Here is a 17,680-nt window from a genome sequence, read left to right on the forward strand (position 1 = left end):
CCTGACTACGTTTACTACACAAAGGAGATTACCATGTCTGGTCACAATGAACCGCGGGAAACCCGCATGAGTCGCCGTGCTGCCGAGCAGCAACGACCAGCCGCTGGCCCGCAAAAACCCCGTCGCAACGGGTGGCGGACCTTTCGCCGGATCCTATACGTCCTGGTCGCCATCGTAGTTTTGGGCCTATTAGCCGGAGCGGGGTTGTTCTTCTACTACGCGCAAAGTGCACCGAAAATTTCGCAAAGTGCCCTGTCTAGTGACGCTTCGACTCGCGTCTATGACGCCGACGGTAAGGTCATTTCCCGTCTCGGCGCACAAAACCGCACCTACGTTAAGGCCAAAAACATTCCGGTCTTATTGGCCAAGGCCGTGGTTTCCACCGAAGACCGCCGTTTCTACAAAAATAACGGGATTGATCCCGTGCGGATCATCGGGGCCGCCTTCGCCAACGTCACCGGCTCGTCACTGGGAATGCAAGGTGGCAGTACCCTGACACAACAACTAGTTAAGTTGTCGGTCTTTTCGACCGCCGCTTCCGACCGAACATTAAAGCGTAAGGCCCAAGAAGCCTGGTTAGCCCTAAAGGTCGACCACGACTACTCCAAGCCCCAGATTTTGGAATACTACATTAACAAGGTCTACATGGGTAACGGGGTCTACGGGATGCAGACGGCCGCCCAATACTACTACGGTAAAAAGCTAACTGAGTTAAACCTCGCGCAGTTGGCCCAACTCGCCGGGATGCCGCAGTCACCGGTCAGTTACGATCCGATCAAGTACCCGCAATACGCCAAGAAGCGCCGGGACCTGGTCTTACAATCCATGGCCAAAAACAAGGTCATTACCAGTGCGCAAGCCCAACAAGCCCAGGCCACTAGCATTTCGACCGGGTTAGTCAAGGACCACTCGTTGACCAGTGCCACCAGTGCGCACACCACCAAGGTGGTCGACGCCTACTTAAAGCAGGTCTACCAAGAATTGAAGGACAAGGGCTATAACACCACGACCGGGGGATTGAAAGTTTACACCAACCTGGATATGGGTGCCCAAAAGCACCTGTACAACATTGTCAATACCAGCAACTACGTCAACTTCCCGTCCAGTAAGTTCCAGGTGGGCTCAACGATTGTGAACCCGAATAACGGGAAGGTCGTCGCCATGATTGGGGGCCGGAAGACCGGTAACGTCACCTTCGGGTTGAACCGGGCCGTGCAAACCGACCGTTCCAGTGCGTCGACGGCTAAGCCGTTAATGGATTACGGGCCGGCCATTGAGCACCTCTACTACCCGACCTACGAACCCGTCAAGGATACCGCGTTTACCTATCCCGGGACCACGAAGAACCTGTACGACTGGGATCGTAAGTATCAAGGGACCATCACCATGCGTAAGGCCCTGTACGAATCCCGGAACATTCCGGCCGTGCGGACCCTACAAAACGTGGGGATCAAGAAGGCCACGGCCTTCCTGAAGGGCCTCGGAATGTCGTTTGACAAGACGTTGACCCTGCAAAACGGGATCGGGTTGTACATCTCCTCTGAACAGGAAGCCGCGGCTTACGCTGCCTTCGCTAACGGGGGAACCTACTACAAGCCGTACCTGGTTTCCAAGGTGGTCACCCAAGATGGTAAGGCCCACAACTACGCCTCGTCGGGAAGCAAGGCCATGTCCAGTGCGACCGCTTTTATGTTGACCGATATGATGAAGGACGTCATCACCAACGAAAACGGTTCTGGTCGTTCCGCCGCCATTTCCGGACTGTATCAAGCCGGTAAGACCGGGACGGACTCCTACCCAGACGATTACGCCGATCAGGTGCCCGATGGTGCCACGATGGACTCTTGGTTCACCGGTTACACCAAGAACTACGCCATTTCCGTCTGGACCGGTTACGATAAGCAGTTCCAGACCGGCCACTACGTCAGTGAAACTCAGACCTCGATTGCACAAGAAATTTATAAGTACGAAATGAGTTACCTAGCGCAACAGAGTCCCAACTCCGACTGGACGGCCCCGAGCACCGTCACGGCGACCAAGCAAAACGGCACGACCGAGTACTATGTGACCGGTCACGCCGGTACGGTCTCCGACACCACGGCAACCAGTCAATATGGCTCGACCAATACGACCAGTTCCTCGGCTTATAGCAGTAATGGTCAGGTCACCACGAATTCGAGTTCGCGAACCACGTCAAGCACCACTGAGTCCAGTACGTCGAAGGAATCCTCTAGTACGGAACAAAAGCCGACTGGCGGTGACGACGACAACACGGACAGCACCAGTACCACGAATTCATCTTCCACGACCACGTCTTCGGCCACATCCACTACTAAGGATGATACCAACAATCACACTAATGCTGCGTCCGACGCGGAAAGTTAATTAGCCGCAACTTAAAACGGACCACCCAGTTGACCATTACAGGTCAGCTGAGTGGTCCGTTTTGCCGTTTCGTGCAGCACGTTAAATCAGGTCTTTGAGCATGAATCGGTCCATGGTCGGGTGTTCGGCCACCCGGAGCGGCCCCGGTAACGGGCGAAAACCAGCCCGGTGGTAAACGTGCAGGGCCGCGGCTAACCGGTGGTGTGTTTCGAGGTACAGCTGGCGGTACCCGGCCTGTCGGGCAAAGGCTGCCACGTGCTGAATCAGCTGGTAACTTAGACCCTGCCCCTGCGCATCGGCCCGCAAGTACAGCTTCTGCAGCTCCGCCACGCCATGTGCTGCGTCATAGGCCGCTACTCCGGCCCCACCGACGACCCGTTGCGCGTTGACCACCACAAAATACTGCCGGTTGGCCTGGGCAGCGTAGAATTGGCTGAGTGTCGCCAACTCCGGATCATAGTAGGCCGTCCCGGGTAGCGCCAGACCCGCCGCTTGCAGGTCCGTTTGAATGATGTGGTACAGGGCCGAATCATCGGCCGGTTGGATGGGACGAATTTGCATGAAACCCCTCGCTTTCTTCATGGGGTTAGTTTAGCAACTATCAGTGAGTAAAGAAAGCCCCACATTCCCGTTTCAATGCGGCTGACCGTAACGATTCCACAAGTACGAGATTAACCATATTGTTCTGCTTTAGTCTACTAAATTGGCGACTAAAATCCGGTACTGATCGGCTGGTAACGCAATATTGTCTATAAACATTTTCATAAAATAGTCAATTTTTTAATCACTAAGCCCGCAAAAGTGTAGACTAAACTTAGATTCACGGGAGGATGATTTTCATGCAAAAATTGATTCAGGGGGCCCTAGCCGCCAGCGTCGGGTTAGGGTTATGGGCCGGACTCGCCACACCGGCCGCTGCTAGCTCACAATACTCCGCTAAACGATCGAACTCGGTCCGGCTAGTTTGGCGCCGCGCTATGGGCCGCCATGCCATGACGGCCACCCGGGGGGCACGGTACTCTAAGCACCTCGGTTTACGTTACGGCAATAACGCCGCGACGGTGACCTGGTATACCGACGCCCACGAGAAGCTCTACGAAAAAGATAAGCACGTTGCGGCTATCTACTATCACGTCACTAGCGCCGACGGTACCTTGCAAGGCTGGATCTGGCGCGGGTACCTTAAAGAAGGCGTTGCCAAGCCAAGCACCACGTCGACACCAGCCACTACCCAGCAGACGACCACGACGGTGGACCCCAACGACTTAGACCCCGACGACCTGCAATACCTGTACGACATTCAACACGCACCGGCCTACGCAGCGACTATCCGATCACTCTTTCCTGGGACCGTAAATGACCAGGACCTGGTCCAAGCGGCCGGGCAAGCCGCCTACACCACGGATGGTGAGGAAAGTCCCACCACGAGTGCGAGTGGACGCTTGATTCGCCTGCAAAGCGTCAATACCGCTAATCAACAACACATCGATCCTAGCCAGTACGCGCGTCTGCTCAGTGCGGCGGGGTATCCCGCTAACCAGCGCGCCAAGTTTACGGGCTGGCATATTGGGGTCGCTATTCACACGACCGAAACCGATGAAGGTATCAATCAAGGAGCCGTCTTCATCTACCTGCAGCCAACCGCATAATCCTAACGCTCAGCCTTCCAAGTACCGGCACTTGGGAGGTTGAGCGTTTATTTACGGGTTAATTTCATGAAAAAACTCGTACTCTGGGGATTTTTTGTGACTAATGATTCCAGCGCCGCACGCCAAAATTAAATTCATCATGTTTAAATTAAAGCCTCCTCATGAAATAAATATGCTATGATCATTTAACAAGGGGATGACGTGAGTATGACATCGTTTATTATCGCAATCATTTTAATTTATTTCATTCACGACCAATTTGAATTCAGTAAGATTACCCGTATCAGTTTCTGGATTATTCCACTTTCCACGCTTTATCAATTTTTCAATACGTTTGTTTTCAACCGGACTAACCTCTTGATTGTTGGCGGCTTAATTCTATTTTCCATCGCGATTGGTTACTATCAAGCCAGTCACACCAAGGTTCGTTTGGAAGAAACGTCCAATACTTTTTTCCGGGATGCCACCGGCCAGGAAGTGCCCCTATACAAAAAAGTGATCACCGCTCAGGGCGGGCGGCATTACCTGTATGGCTGGTTGCTCGTCCTGGTGGTGCAAATCCTGATTGAAGCCCTCTATCTTCACGAACCCCTAACCCCGGTCAAAATTTGGGACGTTTTTCTAGAAGAAGTCATAGCCGACCTCTTTAGCTTTAGTCGGTTCATTGATGGGTCGCACACCAGCTGGATTATCTGGGCCTTAGCTTCGTTTACCAGCTTCGGTTATACGTTCTGGATCGCCCGGTTGCACCCACTGGCCTACCGCAAGCTCTTCAACAAGGATAAGTTTGTCCGGATTACCGAAGAAAACTCGCGTAAATAAAGCACCATCCCGGCGCCTAGGCGGCGAGACAGTGCTTCCTCAAATCACGCTTAAACGGTCACGGCCGCTTAAGCGTGATTTTTAGCTTTAAGCTGATGGTAACTGGTCCAATTCCGCGCCCGTATACTCGTACGGCACGTGGGCCATTGATGGGACCTGGTCCCACTTGACCGGATAGCCGGCGCCGTGGGCACAGAACACCGAATCCGGCGTGTTCGGCAAGTCCGCCACCGGATCATAGGCCTGAGCCGCCACCACTTCGGCGGCGTTGTGGCACGGCCGGTAGCCGTCGATTAGGCATTCCAGCTGACCCTGTCCGTGGGTGTAAGCCCGGACCTCTTGGGAATACCCCTGCATTTCACTGACCGGGGCCACCCCGGTCAAGGCGACTAGGCCCGCGGCGTTCGGGGTGCTATCCGGCGTATCGAACTCGCCGTGCAAGCGTTGGATGTCACTCATGGCGCGGCCCAGTTGGTCTTGGCTCACCTCGAGGCGGAACCGGTACCAGGGCTCTAACAGTTGACACTGGTTTTGCGTTTTCAACATCATCAGCCCCTGCCGGACCGAACGCCAGGTGGCCTCGCGGAAGTCTCCGCCCACCGAATGAACGATGCTGGCGCGACCCGTGACCAGGGTTATTCGCACGTCGGTCAGTGGCGCACCCACCAAGACCCCCAGTTGGGTCTTGGCCTGTAAATTGGTCAAAACCTGATGTTGCCAGTTTTTCCCTAGAACCTCTAAGCTACAGTCGGCCGCCACCGTCAGCCCGCTACCGCGCGGCGTGGGCTGCATCAGCACGTGGACCTCGGCGTAATGCCGCAAGGGTTCGAAGTGCCCGACCCCTTCGACGGCGTGGGTGATGGTCTCACGGTACAGGATGCTGCCGGCATCGAAGCCCACGGTCAGGTGGAAACGATCCGCCAAAATCTGTTGCAGAATTTCCAGTTGAACGTCGCCCATAATCTGGACGCGTAATTCCTGTAGCTGACTGGACCACGACACGTGCAGTTGCGGGTCCTCATCCTCCAGCTCGCGTAACGCGGCCAAACAGGCGTGGAGATCTTCGGCTTGCGGGTCCAACGCGTAGGTCAGCACCGGTTGCATGGCCGGCGTTTCGGCGTTGGCTTGATTGCCGAGGCCCTGTCCCGGTTGGGTAGCGGTCAGTCCCGGAATCGCGCAGACTTCGCCGGCGTGGATCACCGGTTGGGCGGTAAACTTTTCACCATTATATTGACGGAGTTGGTTGGCCTTTTGGTCGCCCAAAACCACGTCTTTTGGCTTGAGCTCACCGCCAGTCACCCGCACCCAGGTTAGCCGCTCGTGCTTGTCCGTGTGCGAAATCTTAAAGACCTGCGCGCCAAACTCGGCGGGATACGCCGTGGCGGCGGTCCAGTGGTCCAATCCCGCCAGCAGGGCATCGACCCCGTCAACCTTTAGCGCCGACCCGAAATAACACGGAAAGACTTCGCGGCGTTGAATCAGTTGCCGGACCGTGTCGTCACTAAGTTGTCCGGTCTCCAAAAAGTCGGCCAGCACGTCATCGTCTTGCGAGGCCACGTCTTCGATGGTCGCCTCGCTCAACCCGTCCGTGGCGGTAAAGTCGAGGCAGCCCGCCGCAAAGTTGGCCTGGAGCTGGGCCAAAACTTGGGCCCGGTCGGTGCCGGTCACGTCCATTTTATTGAAGAAGATGAAGACCGGTACGTGGTAGCGCGCCAGCAAGCGCCACAGGGTACGGGTGTAGCCTTGAATCCCGTCGGTGCCCGAAACCACCAGGATGGCATAGTCCAAGACGCTGAGGACTTGTTCGGTTTGGGCCGCAAAGTCCACGTGTCCCGGGGTATCCAGCATGGTCAGCTTCAAATTGTGATACTGAAGATTGGCTTCGTGGGAAAAAATGGTGATGCCGCGCTGTTTTTCCAGCTCATCGGGGTCCAAAAAGGCATCCCCGTTGTCGACGCGGCCGAGTTGGCGTAACTCCCCGGAGCGGTACAGGAGCGCTTCGGATAACGTGGTCTTGCCGGCATCGACGTGGGCCACGATGCCCGTTACGATGTGTGTCATAGCATGACTTCCTTTAAGTTTAATTAATCGATTCATAAAAAAGAACTCTCATTTTAGTTTAGCAGATTCCCCGCGATTGCGACACTTTTAACCGCTTACGTCCCGACCTAGTGCTAAATTCACGGTTGTCAAGCCGCCCCGATTCGGGTATACTCACCTCATCAAATCAATTCCGATAGCGAACCGTGCGTTCGTCATGTTACTAGTAGACACTGTTGCTAGGCTGGAAGAGCCTAAAGGAGTGTCTTTTTTATGTTCAAAAATGCTAAAACTGCTTTAATTCTACTGACCGCCATGAACCTCCGCCTAGCCGTCACCGCCGTTACGCCTCTGTTCGGCGCCATCCAACGGGCGCTACACGTGACCAGCGCCACCACCGCCCTGCTGGTCACCCTGCCATTACTCTGTTTTGCCGGCGGAGCGCTTCTCACGCCGCGGTTACACCAGCGGTTCGGCGCTAAGCCCTTGCTGATTACGTTGACCGGACTGCTGGTGCTTGCTAACTTCCTACGTCCAATCAACGTCGTTTGGCTGTTGAGCGGCACCCTCCTGATTGGGCTCGCCATCGCCGGGTTGAACGTGCTGGTACCCATCATGGTAGCGCAAACCAGTTCGTCGTCCGCCGCCACGACTCGGCTGACCAGTGCCTACGCCGTCACCATGAACGTGGTCGCCGCTTGCGGCACCGCCCTGGTGATGCCGCTGGCCCAACGCTGGAGCTGGGCGGCCGTCTTACGTAGCTTTGCGTTGCCCGCCGCCATTACCTTAGTCGCGGCCCTCTGGGTCAAATTCCCGCGGCCGTCTCGTCAGTCCCCCACCACGAGCGAACACGGAAACCCATTGTCTCTCTTGAAACGCGACCGCACCGCCCGGTTATTAACGGTGTTCATGGGCCTACAATCGCTGATTTTCTACAGTTTGATTGCCTGGCTCCCCGACATTTTCTACGCCCTGGGCGCCACCACCACGCAGGCCGGCAACTTGCTGGCCGTCTTCCAACTGGTGGGCATCCCCGCCGCGCTGGTCTTAAACTGGGTGACCAACCCGCGCCATTTGCTCTGGGGCCTGGGGGGTGGGTATCTGGTGGGACTTCTCAGTCTGTTTTGGCCAGGCGCCGGTTGGTGGATCGCCGCCGGTGTACTGGGTTTTACCGCCGCATTGATTTTCAGTCTGGCCTTAAACCTCATCGCCACCAGTAGTGCGGTGGTGACTACGGTCGCCCACCGCTCGGCCCTGGCTCAATCCGTGGGTTATTTGCTGGCCGCCGCGGGCCCCGTGATTTTGGGAAACCTGCACGACGTGACCCAGACCTGGTTACCCGTTTTAGGCGTGCTGGGTCTCCTCAGTGGGTTAACCCTCACGGTGGGCTTGCACCTAAGTCGCTAAAAAACGCGTTACCGGTCAGTCAGCAACGCGTTTAGCGGTTAAATATCGTTCGGGTCCTCCTCGTGCCGGTCAATGGCCGGGCCAATCACCAGCGATTCGGCCAGCAGGACTTCGTTATACAGCTGGAAAACGAAGTCCTGATACTTAACTTCACTTTGCGAAATCATGTCTAGGTATTGCCGTTCCTGGGCGAAGGCGGTGATGAACGCCCGCATCTCTAGTTCCTTTTCGGCGCCGGTAAAGTCGGGGTGTCGGACCACCTCCAGCCAGGCCTTGGTGAAGTCGCGCACCCGGGTCTTTTGTTTCTGCGATTGCAGGTCAAAGATCACGGACGCCTTGACGTTGGGTGGCAGGTACATCTTCTGGACCGTCTCGATGGCCTGGTGCACCATGGTTGCGCGTACCTGGTCCAACTCCTGGGCCGCGTCCCGGTTGGTCACGTCCTTAGGCAGGATGAACCGAAAGACCACGGTTGGTACCAACAAGCTTAAGATAATCAACGTGCTTTCGGCCATCAGCACCAGGTTGAAATCGCCGTGCTGTACCGGCATGTCGGCCAGCGTATAGGCCAACGCCAACGTTACGGCCCCGTGGACTCCGCCCAGCGCAAAGATCCAGCCGGACCGGTTACTGAAGTGGAGCCGCAAGCGACCAAAGGCGTACCGGACCGCCACGTTGATTACGTACAGTAGGACACCGATGATCAACCAGTTGAGCGAGTCCGTAGTCATCCGGTCATCAGCGATAATTTTTAGGAACATGAACCCCAGGACCACGAAGACGATGCTGTTAAAGATCTCGGTGATCATGTCTTCCAAGTCGAGTCCCAGGTGAATCTGTCGCGAGTTTAACAACCGACTACGCTGGGCCTCCGCGTTACTGACCAACCCGGCACAGACCACGGCGATGATCCCCGAGACCCGAATGGCCTCCGAGGCGTAGTACAGCACGAACGGCGTGATCACGTACAACAGGATCTGCGCGTTTAACGGGTTGTACGAGGTCCGCATCAACAGCTGTCGAAACAGGGTCAACGCCCAGGCGACCACGAACCCGAACAACGCCCCGCCGACCGCCGAAATCAAAAAGTCGACGATGGTTTCTTGGTAGTTGATGTAGCCGTTGACGTACCACAGCGCGGCCATGTTCAGCAGGATGATCCCGGAGGCGTCGTTAAACAGCGACTCCATCTTGAGGAAGACCCCCTCCTTTTGCGGACTCCGCAGGCCATTCGGCACCGACTCCATGGCCGTGGCGTCGGTGGGCGTGCTGATGGCCGCTAAGATGAAGGCCAGCGGCAGGCTGACCCCGGCGGCCGCCCAGACGCCAAAGCCCGCTAAGATCAGGCACAGGATAACCAGGACCACGGTGGTTTGCAGGATATGGTGAAATTCGCGGCCCACCGCGTTTAACCGCGTGGCCTGCCCCTCGAAAAACAGTAACGGTGCCACGACCATCCCGATGAAGATGTCCGAGTTAAACGCCGCCACGTGGTGTCCCAACGCCGGGATCAGGTAAATGATGGCCCCGCCCACCAGGCTGATGTAGCTGACCGAGATGCGCGGAAAGGCCTGGGACAGAAAGATACTGATCACGGCGACCAGGACCAGAATAAAGGTTGAAATCATTTGGCTCATTGACAGGCGTCCCCCTTGATAACATGGATACTTAATTAACTAAAATATACCACACCTCCGCTCATCCCGGGGATGCAAGGCCTTGGGGCAGTCCGGCAAAAAAACATATTAAATGATTTATACATCAGTCTTCTATAGTAGTCCGTTCCAGCGGCCCCAGTAGTTCAGACCCTTACCGAATTTTTGGCGTTGACACCCGGCCGTAACCGGCCTACCGTAAGGAACAAGTTTTACAGTTGAACGCGAGATCAGGAAGAGTACGTTAACCGCCCCCGCCAAGAGAGCCTCCGGTAGCTGCAAAGGAGGTCCCCGGCCGTTAATCGAAGATGAACCTGAGAGCTAACGATCGGTGCCAGCTGGTCGTCCGACGCCGTGACCCGTTACCGTCACCGACTTTTGGCAACAGAAGTTACGGAGCGGCTGGGCGTGAGTCTAGTCCAAAGCGGGGTGGCACCACGGGAAATCGTCCTCATGTTTACGCAACATGGCGACGATTTTTTAGTTTGCAAAGGAGATGGCGTTCATGGTTCAGATTCAACATAAGTTATACCTTAGTTTGGCGGCGCTGGGACTCTTGACCCTCGCCGGGTGTGGGCAGCAGGCCAGCGGTCACAACGGCCATGGCAAGTACGCGGCCAACCAGACGTTAAACTGGACGGAGATCCAAGAACTCTCCACGTCCGACCTGTCCAAGGTCACCGATACCGTGAGTTTCACCATGTTACAAAACACCCAGGAGGGTCTGTACCGCTTAGACGCTAAGGGCCAGCCCCAACTGGCGCTTGCCACGCACACCCGCCTATCTAACGGCGGCAAGACCTACACCTTCGACCTGCGGCACAACGCCCGCTGGTCCAACGGCGACCCGGTCACGGCCCAGGACTTCGTGTATTCGTGGCGGCGGACGTTGACGCCCAAGACGGCCGCGCAGATGCAAAGTTACCTGTTTCCGGTGGTCAACGCCAAGGCCATTAACGCCGGCAAGCTGCCCGCCAGTGCGCTGGGAATCCACGCACAGGGCAAGTACCAGCTGGTGGTTAACCTGACTAAGCCGGTGGCCTACTGGAAGACCCTCCTGGCCTGGCCACTCTTCTACCCGGAAAACGCTAAGGTGGTCGCCAAGTACGGTAGTCGTTACGGGACGTCGTCGGCGCGCGTGGTTTCCGACGGGCCCTACCAACTGACCAAGTGGAACGGGACCGGCAAGACCTGGACGCTGGCAAAGAACCCGCACTACTGGAACCACGCGAACGTCCATCTGACCGCCATCAACTACCAGGTCAACGAAAGTACCACCACCAGCTACAACCTGTTCACCGCCAAGAAGGCCGACGAGACGCTGTTGAGTGGCCAGCAGGTCAAAAATAACCTGAACAATCCTAATTTCGTTAAACGCTTGCCCACCGGCACCCAACGCCTGGACCTCAACCAAAAGAAGGTGCCGGCCCTGCGGAACGTCAAAATTCGCCAGGCGTTATCGGCGGCCATCAACCGTCAACAGCTGGTCAAAAACGTCTTACAGGACGGCTCGGTAGCCTCGAGCGGGTTGGTGCCCGTGGGGATGGGCAAGAACCCTAAAACTGGCGAGGACTTTAGTCGCGAGGCCGTGGTCCAGTCGGCGACCGCCTACGACCTCGCCCGAGCCAAGGCGTTATTGAAACAGGGCTACCAGGCCACCCACACCCACCAGTTACACCTCACGCTGTCGGTGGGCGACGTGGACGCCACCAAGCAGACAGCCGAATTTCTTCAGAGTTCGCTGGAAAAGTTACCGGGCGTCAAAGTTGCGGTCAAGGCGGTGCCCTACGTCCAACTGATCAACCAGCAAAGCGCCGGGAATTACCAGCTTACGTTGAGCGGCGCGCAGTCCGTCATGGCCGACCCCAACGAATTTCTGGACAACTACCTTTCGCACACCAGTGACAACATTACCGGCTTTAAGAATGCCCAATTCGACCGGTTGATGGACCAGGCCGATAACCAGGACGGCAACCAACCGGCCGTCCGTTGGCAAAAGTTGGTGGCCGCCGAAAAGGTCCTTATGACCCAGCAGGCTACGATTCCCCTGTTCCAGCAAGCCAAGTCGCAACTCCTGCGCACGACCGTTAAGGGCATCATCTACAACCCCGCTGGTGTGCCGTTTGACTTCACCCACGCCTACATGGGGCAGGCTTAATGTCCAAAAAATAGAACGAAACAAGAGATCTTCGGTGAATGCGCCTTCACGCTAAAAACGACCATTATTCCCATTTTCGGAATAATGGTCGTTTTTAGCGTGAAAGAGCAAACAATACCTTTAAGCGTGCGTTTCAACGCCCTAGTTGCAAAATGGCTGAAGACGCAGACAAGTTTTGCTTTCAGGTGTCACTCTTGATGGAGTCGCTTTAAAATCTCCTGCAAACGTTGATGATACCCTAGTCGAGTGGTCAACTGCGTTAGTGCCGTGGCGTCGTGAGTATTCACCATCCCCTCGCGCAGTTGCTGGACGTACATCGTAAGATATGGTAATCGTCGGTCACGTGCCAAGGCCAACTCCGTTTCAACATCGTAGGCCACGTGACGAAAATCAACGGTGGGCAGTGTCACACCGTGCGTGGTCACGATAGCGTACTGGGCACGCAGGTCTGCCGTGAAGCGGGGCCAGTCGGGATAGGGCATCCCCACAGTACCGGGATTAATAATCAATTGTCCGGTACTGCTCCAGCGCATTAGCTGCTGGTGGGTGTGGCCGTAAACGGCCACGTCCGCCGTGAGCCCCGCCAACTGGTCGAAAGCTGGCTGGTCACCCACCGGCCGCAGCGTCTTGCCCCAATTTTGGGTAGGCAGGTTGTGGCTTAGTTGAAAGGTCAATCCGTCCACCGTCCGGGTCTGAACCAGGGGCAGTTGGTGTAGACGAGCAATGTCGGTTGCCGTCAGTTGGGCGCGCACGTAATCCCCCAGGATCGCCAGATAAATTTTACGCGGCCGGGCCAGTTGAATCGGTCCGTCGATGGCTTCTAAGAGGTTATCTTCCCAGTTTCCCCGGACGTACGCGGCAAGTGGCAGTTGATTCAGAATTGTTAGCAGGTCGTGGGCGCCGGGCCCGGGCAGAAAGAGATCTCCCAGCAACCAGAAAACCGTACAGCCAGCCCGCTTGGCATCGGCCACCACGGCCCTTAACGCCGTGACGTCACCGTGCACGTCTGAAATTAACGCAATTTTTGTCATGTCAACACCTCACCCCCTAGTTTGCCACAACTCGCGGGTTAGTAGGCCACTTTGCCCCCATTTTTCTCGGTGAGTCGTCAAACATCGACATGGTCAACGGGGACCAAACGCCCATCCGCGCAGCGATCGCCCATGGCATGTCATCCAAGAAGTTAATAACCTAATCAAGTTGCCTAGTGCTAACACACGGCTAACCGTGAAAGGAACAGTGATTTACCTGCTGGTCTGGTTAGGCCTCTATGGGCATTCTCGACTTACCGCTCACCAATTAAACGACCAACTTAATCGGCGTAAACAACTTAAATAGGCTAAAAAGTTAGGCCCCAAGTCCGTTTGCTCGTGACTTAGGACTGAGTTAGCTATACTAAGGGTAGGTACAAATTAAATGATATGAAGTTGAAGGGAAGTATGACCATGGAGGAACAACTAAAAGCCCATGCATTTTGGATTGACCCCTCTTTTGTCGAACACGCCACAGGAGAAGTGGTCCATCTGGTACCTCAATACCTAGAACCCAAAGATTATGAAACCTACTTCGCAACGCTACGAGGCCGGCACTATACGCTGATCCCACAAGCGGATGGCGGCCTGAAAGCTTTAGCGCCACTACGCGATAGCCGCTCGCAGGTCTCAACGATTACGCTAACACCCGTTGATGAGAATCAACCGCGAACGCCGGTGCAGCAATTAGCCTACGAACAACGGGATGCCATCGTTCGCGGACAACTGATTGGCTCGGCCGACTAACTTTAGCTTACTGACGAACCACTGGTCTGCGGACTGGTGGTTTATTTGTTTATTTGGGGGTGACAAAATCCTCCGAAATTTCGTTAGTAAGGGTATAACCCTAAAACTTTCGGAGGATTTTTTATGCTAATCAAGACGCAGTACGTGGCGCTACGCCTGAATCTTATTCAAAAACACCAGCTCAATCCGACCCTGGCGGTCATTTATAGCGCCCTCATCGATCGAATGTTTTCCAGTCGCCGGCAGGGCCACCGTTTTTTTGACGCATCTCGGCAGGCCTATTTCGCTAATTACGCTCAACCCGAAATGGCGACTAACTACTTCATTAGCCCGCGAACCGTTCAACGGGCCTACGATCAATTAGAGAAAATGGGACTTTTGCTTAAAAAACACCGGCGAAATGCTAGCGACTGCCTTTTTTTGCCCGAAATGGAAGGCTGGCTTTACGCCCACCAGGACAAATTGGCGCAGCCAGATTGGTCATTTTGGCCAGCTAATCACTTGACTTTAAACCAATCTTTTAAAAGCACAGTTAAGACGCTTAATACGAGCCAGCCCCTTCATACTTCCGCCCCGTCAAATTCAACTGGTGCTAACCAACCGGCATTGGACTCATCTCGGACAGCTCAGTTCACTGACCAATCGTCTGAAAAATTACTCACCCGCTTAGAATTCACGAACTTAACGCGGTCATTGACGACCGTGGGCGGTATCCCCGCAGCGACCGCTCAGCTGATGGCGGCTTTAGCCGATCACGACCACGCCCGACTCTATGAGATGGCACGGGTGATTTACCAAGCCAAAGCGGCGGTCTGTCGCATGGCCGAAACTCAGCTAGGTAGCCTCGGCCAATCAGCCACGCGATTAGAGAATAACTCGGTGTTGCTTGAAAATCTGCACACAGCGGTTGCCCGCATCATTCCCGCGGCCTACCGTAAAAATCGCAATTTCTGGCAAGGTTACGCCTATGTGGCTTTCCGGCGGTTCTTTGAAGAGGTGGCTAATGAGTGGCTACGAGAACAAAAATGCACGGTGGAAACGGGGTGAGGTTAGTCCCTTATGTGTGAGAAGTACGCAAAATCTGATTGGCGTTATCTAAGTCGATAGAATCACCCCCACACATGTGGGGAATACGAGATGAGACTTGATGGCCGTGACGATTGGCGGGAATCACCCCCACACATGTGGGGAATACATATGATAAAGGTAGATTGTAAAATTAATCCGAACGCTGTTCGGACAAAAAAGATCAGCTTCCTTTAAAATGGTGTTTACCACAAACCCATCTTTTAGGAGCTGATCTTTTGTCTAGTATAACCTATTCCGAACGAATTAAAATCGAAACCTTTTGTGAACTAGGGCTGTCCAATATCCAAATGGGCGTTCGGCTGAACCGATCACCGTCAACAATTTCTTATGAATTATCTCGATGTCAACCTTATCAGGCTGAATTAGCACAAACAGATGCCGAATACAAGCGATCACGATGTGGTCGGAAAACTAAGCTGAGCGATGAGTTAAAGCAAAAAATTCTCAACCATTTACGTCTAAGCTGGTCACCAGGAATGATTGCTCACGAATTTAAACTAGCTACTAAATCTATTTATAATTGGCTAAATCAGGGGAGAATTGATTTCTCCTTGAATGATCTACCTGAACATGGCGTACGCCAACGGCGTAACGTTGACCAACGATCCAAATATAATCAATCTTTGGGGCGATCAATTGAACAGCGTCCCATGATGATTAATCAACGTAATCGCATCGGCGATTTTGAACTAGATACAGTCGTTGGTCCTCGTGGGCATAGTAAGGCAGTTTTATTAACTTTAATCGATCGAAAATCACGGTTCCTTTGGGCATACCGGTTAAAAGATCGAACGACAGCGAGTGTTAATGAAGCACTGACTAAGTTCCTAACAACTTTTAATGGACCGGTGCACAGTTTTACTGTGGACCGTGGTACTGAGTTTAGTGGGCTAGTATCATTTGAATCACAATATGGTATTAAGACCTATTACTGTCATGCTTATACGCCAGCTGAACGTGGTAGTAATGAACGCTTTAATCGGAATTTACGTTATTTTTATCCTAAGGGGACTCGTTTTGAGCACATTAGTGCTCAAGATTTAACGACGACGTTACTCCAAATTAACCAGCGACCGCTTAAAATACTCGACTGGCAAACACCGTATCAGGTTATGCTGACCAATTTGTCCAAAAATTCGGATTAAATTTGCAATCTACCTAAAGCGTAGATTAATTTTTACCACAAGAATCACCCCCACACATGTGGGGAATACTCAGTCATTCGGTCAACTTGCTTATCAGGATTAGAATCACCCCCACACATGTGGGGAATACCGAAAATGTCGAGTCGATACAATGTCACAATCGGAATCACCCCCACACATGTGGGGAATACTTTGGCGTAAAGGATGAGAAGTGCGCACTTCTGGGAATCACCCCCACACATGTGGGGAATACCCGAAAAGCTAGGAGGATTCTGGGATATGAATGGAATCACCCCCACACATGTGGGGAATACTAAAATAATCGGATTGAGTTTCTAGTCTGGCTAGAATCACCCCCACACATGTGGGGAATACGTGGACACACTCCCCAAGGTTGGTGGCCGATCGGAATCACCCCCACACATGTGGGGAATACTGTTGGTATCTTCTACTTGACCAGGATCGTATAGAATCACCCCCACACATGTGGGGAATACTTTCCAAGCTTTGCTAATCGTCTTAGTCACTAGGAATCACCCCCACACATGTGGGGAATACCTGTGGCCTCTGGAGATGATTTCAAGGATGTCAGAATCACCCCCACACATGTGGGGAATACAGCGGATCAACGCACTCAAGAGGCAACGCCAAGGAATCACCCCCACACATGTGGGGAATACGCCAGTGCAATTAGAGCCTGGGCGCGTCATCTGGAATCACCCCCACACATGTGGGGAATACTTGCTTAAATGGGCTTTCATTATCGCCTAGTTGGAATCACCCCCACACATGTGGGGAATACTGGCAGAAACTAAAGAGTTGCGGCATGCCGGTAGAATCACCCCCACACATGTGGGGAATACCTCCTTTCTGACCTAATATTTTACCTAGTGCCAGAATCACCCCCACACATGTGGGGAATACCCATTAGTCGATTGTGGGCCTGAGTTCCAACTAGAATCACCCCCACACATGTGGGGAATACTAGTTACCAGCGCCACCTGCATTGGTTCTGCCGGAATCACCCCCACACATGTGGGGAATACCCAAGACACCGGTGCCGATGTTGACGACTCAATGGAATCACCCCCACACATGTGGGGAATACAAACACTAGTCACTCCTTTAGCAATTTTGTTCAGAATCACCCCCACACATGTGGGGAATACATTCTTATGTGCCAAAAAAATATCGCTGATAATAGAATCACCCCCACACATGTGGGGAATACCCACCGTTTAGTATAGAGATTACCCGTAATGCCGAATCACCCCCACACATGTGGGGAATACGTGGTCATTTTTCATGATCGTGATGCACATCCGGAATCACCCCCACACATGTGGGGAATACAGGTTTATTCTCTTTTTTCGTAGCTTTATCTGTGAATCACCCCCACACATGTGGGGAATACAACGGAATATTAGTCACTTCGATCTCTTCTGGAGAATCACCCCCACACATGTGGGGAATACTTTAACATAAGCAGCCTGTAACCGCTTGGATAGGAATCACCCCCACACATGTGGGGAATACCAAGGCCAGTAATATT

12 protein-coding genes and 1 CRISPR repeat array (1 of these 13 running past the window's edge) are annotated in these 17,680 nt (G+C 53.9%); of the genes, 8 read left to right on the forward strand and 4 right to left on the reverse strand.

Annotated features, from left to right (window positions below; genetic code table 11):
- Nucleotides 1-33: 33 nt before the first annotated feature.
- The gene (locus tag RI501_RS07890; RefSeq protein WP_313821493.1) at nt 34-2,385 is read left to right on the forward strand and encodes a transglycosylase domain-containing protein; all 2,352 of its coding nucleotides are present in this window, start codon (nt 34-36) and stop codon (nt 2,383-2,385) included.
- 81 nt (nt 2,386-2,466) lie between these two features.
- On the opposite strand, the gene RI501_RS07895 is transcribed toward RI501_RS07890, so the two are convergent.
- Entirely contained in the window at nt 2,467-2,946 is a 480-nt protein-coding gene (locus RI501_RS07895; protein WP_313821495.1) for a GNAT family N-acetyltransferase, read from the reverse strand.
- A gap of 278 nt (nt 2,947-3,224) precedes the next feature.
- Here RI501_RS07895 and RI501_RS07900 point away from each other — a divergent pair, with 278 nt between their 5' ends.
- A complete protein-coding gene (locus tag RI501_RS07900) occupies nt 3,225-4,034 on the forward strand; it encodes a hypothetical protein (RefSeq protein ID WP_313821497.1) in 810 nt (269 codons plus the stop codon).
- A 207-nt stretch (nt 4,035-4,241) separates the two neighbouring features.
- Nucleotides 4,242-4,856 (forward strand): hypothetical protein, encoded by a 615-nt coding sequence (locus RI501_RS07905; protein WP_313821498.1) that lies wholly within the window; start codon nt 4,242-4,244, stop codon nt 4,854-4,856.
- An 87-nt stretch (nt 4,857-4,943) separates the two neighbouring features.
- Here the strand turns inward: RI501_RS07905 and RI501_RS07910 are convergent, their stop codons facing one another.
- Nucleotides 4,944-6,917 (reverse strand): TetM/TetW/TetO/TetS family tetracycline resistance ribosomal protection protein, encoded by a 1,974-nt coding sequence (locus RI501_RS07910; RefSeq protein WP_313821500.1) that lies wholly within the window; start codon nt 6,915-6,917, stop codon nt 4,944-4,946.
- Between the two features lie 252 nt (nt 6,918-7,169).
- On the opposite strand from RI501_RS07910, the gene RI501_RS07915 reads away from it, so the two are divergent.
- On the forward strand, nt 7,170-8,303 hold the full coding sequence (locus tag RI501_RS07915) for an MFS transporter (protein WP_313821502.1): 1,134 nt from the start codon (nt 7,170-7,172) through the stop codon (nt 8,301-8,303).
- A 38-nt stretch (nt 8,304-8,341) separates the two neighbouring features.
- Here the strand turns inward: RI501_RS07915 and RI501_RS07920 are convergent, their stop codons facing one another.
- Entirely contained in the window at nt 8,342-9,940 is a 1,599-nt protein-coding gene (locus RI501_RS07920) for a cation:proton antiporter (protein ID WP_313821504.1), read from the reverse strand.
- 523 nt (nt 9,941-10,463) lie between these two features.
- On the opposite strand from RI501_RS07920, the gene RI501_RS07925 reads away from it, so the two are divergent.
- Entirely contained in the window at nt 10,464-12,116 is a 1,653-nt protein-coding gene (locus tag RI501_RS07925; protein ID WP_313821506.1) for a peptide ABC transporter substrate-binding protein, read from the forward strand.
- Between the two features lie 188 nt (nt 12,117-12,304).
- Here RI501_RS07925 and RI501_RS07930 read toward each other — a convergent pair whose 3' ends face one another.
- Nucleotides 12,305-13,147, reverse strand: coding sequence for a metallophosphoesterase family protein (locus RI501_RS07930; protein WP_313821507.1), 843 nt, complete (start codon nt 13,145-13,147; stop codon nt 12,305-12,307).
- A 414-nt stretch (nt 13,148-13,561) separates the two neighbouring features.
- On the opposite strand from RI501_RS07930, the gene RI501_RS07935 reads away from it, so the two are divergent.
- From RI501_RS07935 to RI501_RS07945, 3 genes are all read left to right on the forward strand, one after another.
- Complete coding sequence (locus tag RI501_RS07935; protein WP_313821509.1) at nt 13,562-13,894, forward strand: hypothetical protein; 333 nt, start codon at nt 13,562-13,564, stop codon at nt 13,892-13,894.
- Nucleotides 13,895-14,017: 123 nt separating this feature from the next.
- Nucleotides 14,018-14,941 carry a hypothetical protein gene (locus tag RI501_RS07940; protein ID WP_313821512.1) on the forward strand — a complete coding sequence of 308 codons (924 nt, stop codon included), beginning with the start codon at nt 14,018-14,020 and terminating at the stop codon, nt 14,939-14,941.
- Between the two features lie 257 nt (nt 14,942-15,198).
- Entirely contained in the window at nt 15,199-16,128 is a 930-nt protein-coding gene (locus RI501_RS07945; RefSeq protein ID WP_313819825.1) for an IS30-like element ISLpl1 family transposase, read from the forward strand.
- Between the two features lie 41 nt (nt 16,129-16,169).
- Nucleotides 16,170-17,680: direct repeats of the CRISPR family, unit length 28 nt; unit sequence GAATCACCCCCACACATGTGGGGAATAC; it runs 1,936 nt beyond the window's last position.

Origin of the sequence: Levilactobacillus zymae, from assembly GCF_032190635.1 — a bacterium.
GTDB classification, from domain to species: Bacteria; Bacillota; Bacilli; order Lactobacillales; family Lactobacillaceae; genus Levilactobacillus; species Levilactobacillus zymae_A.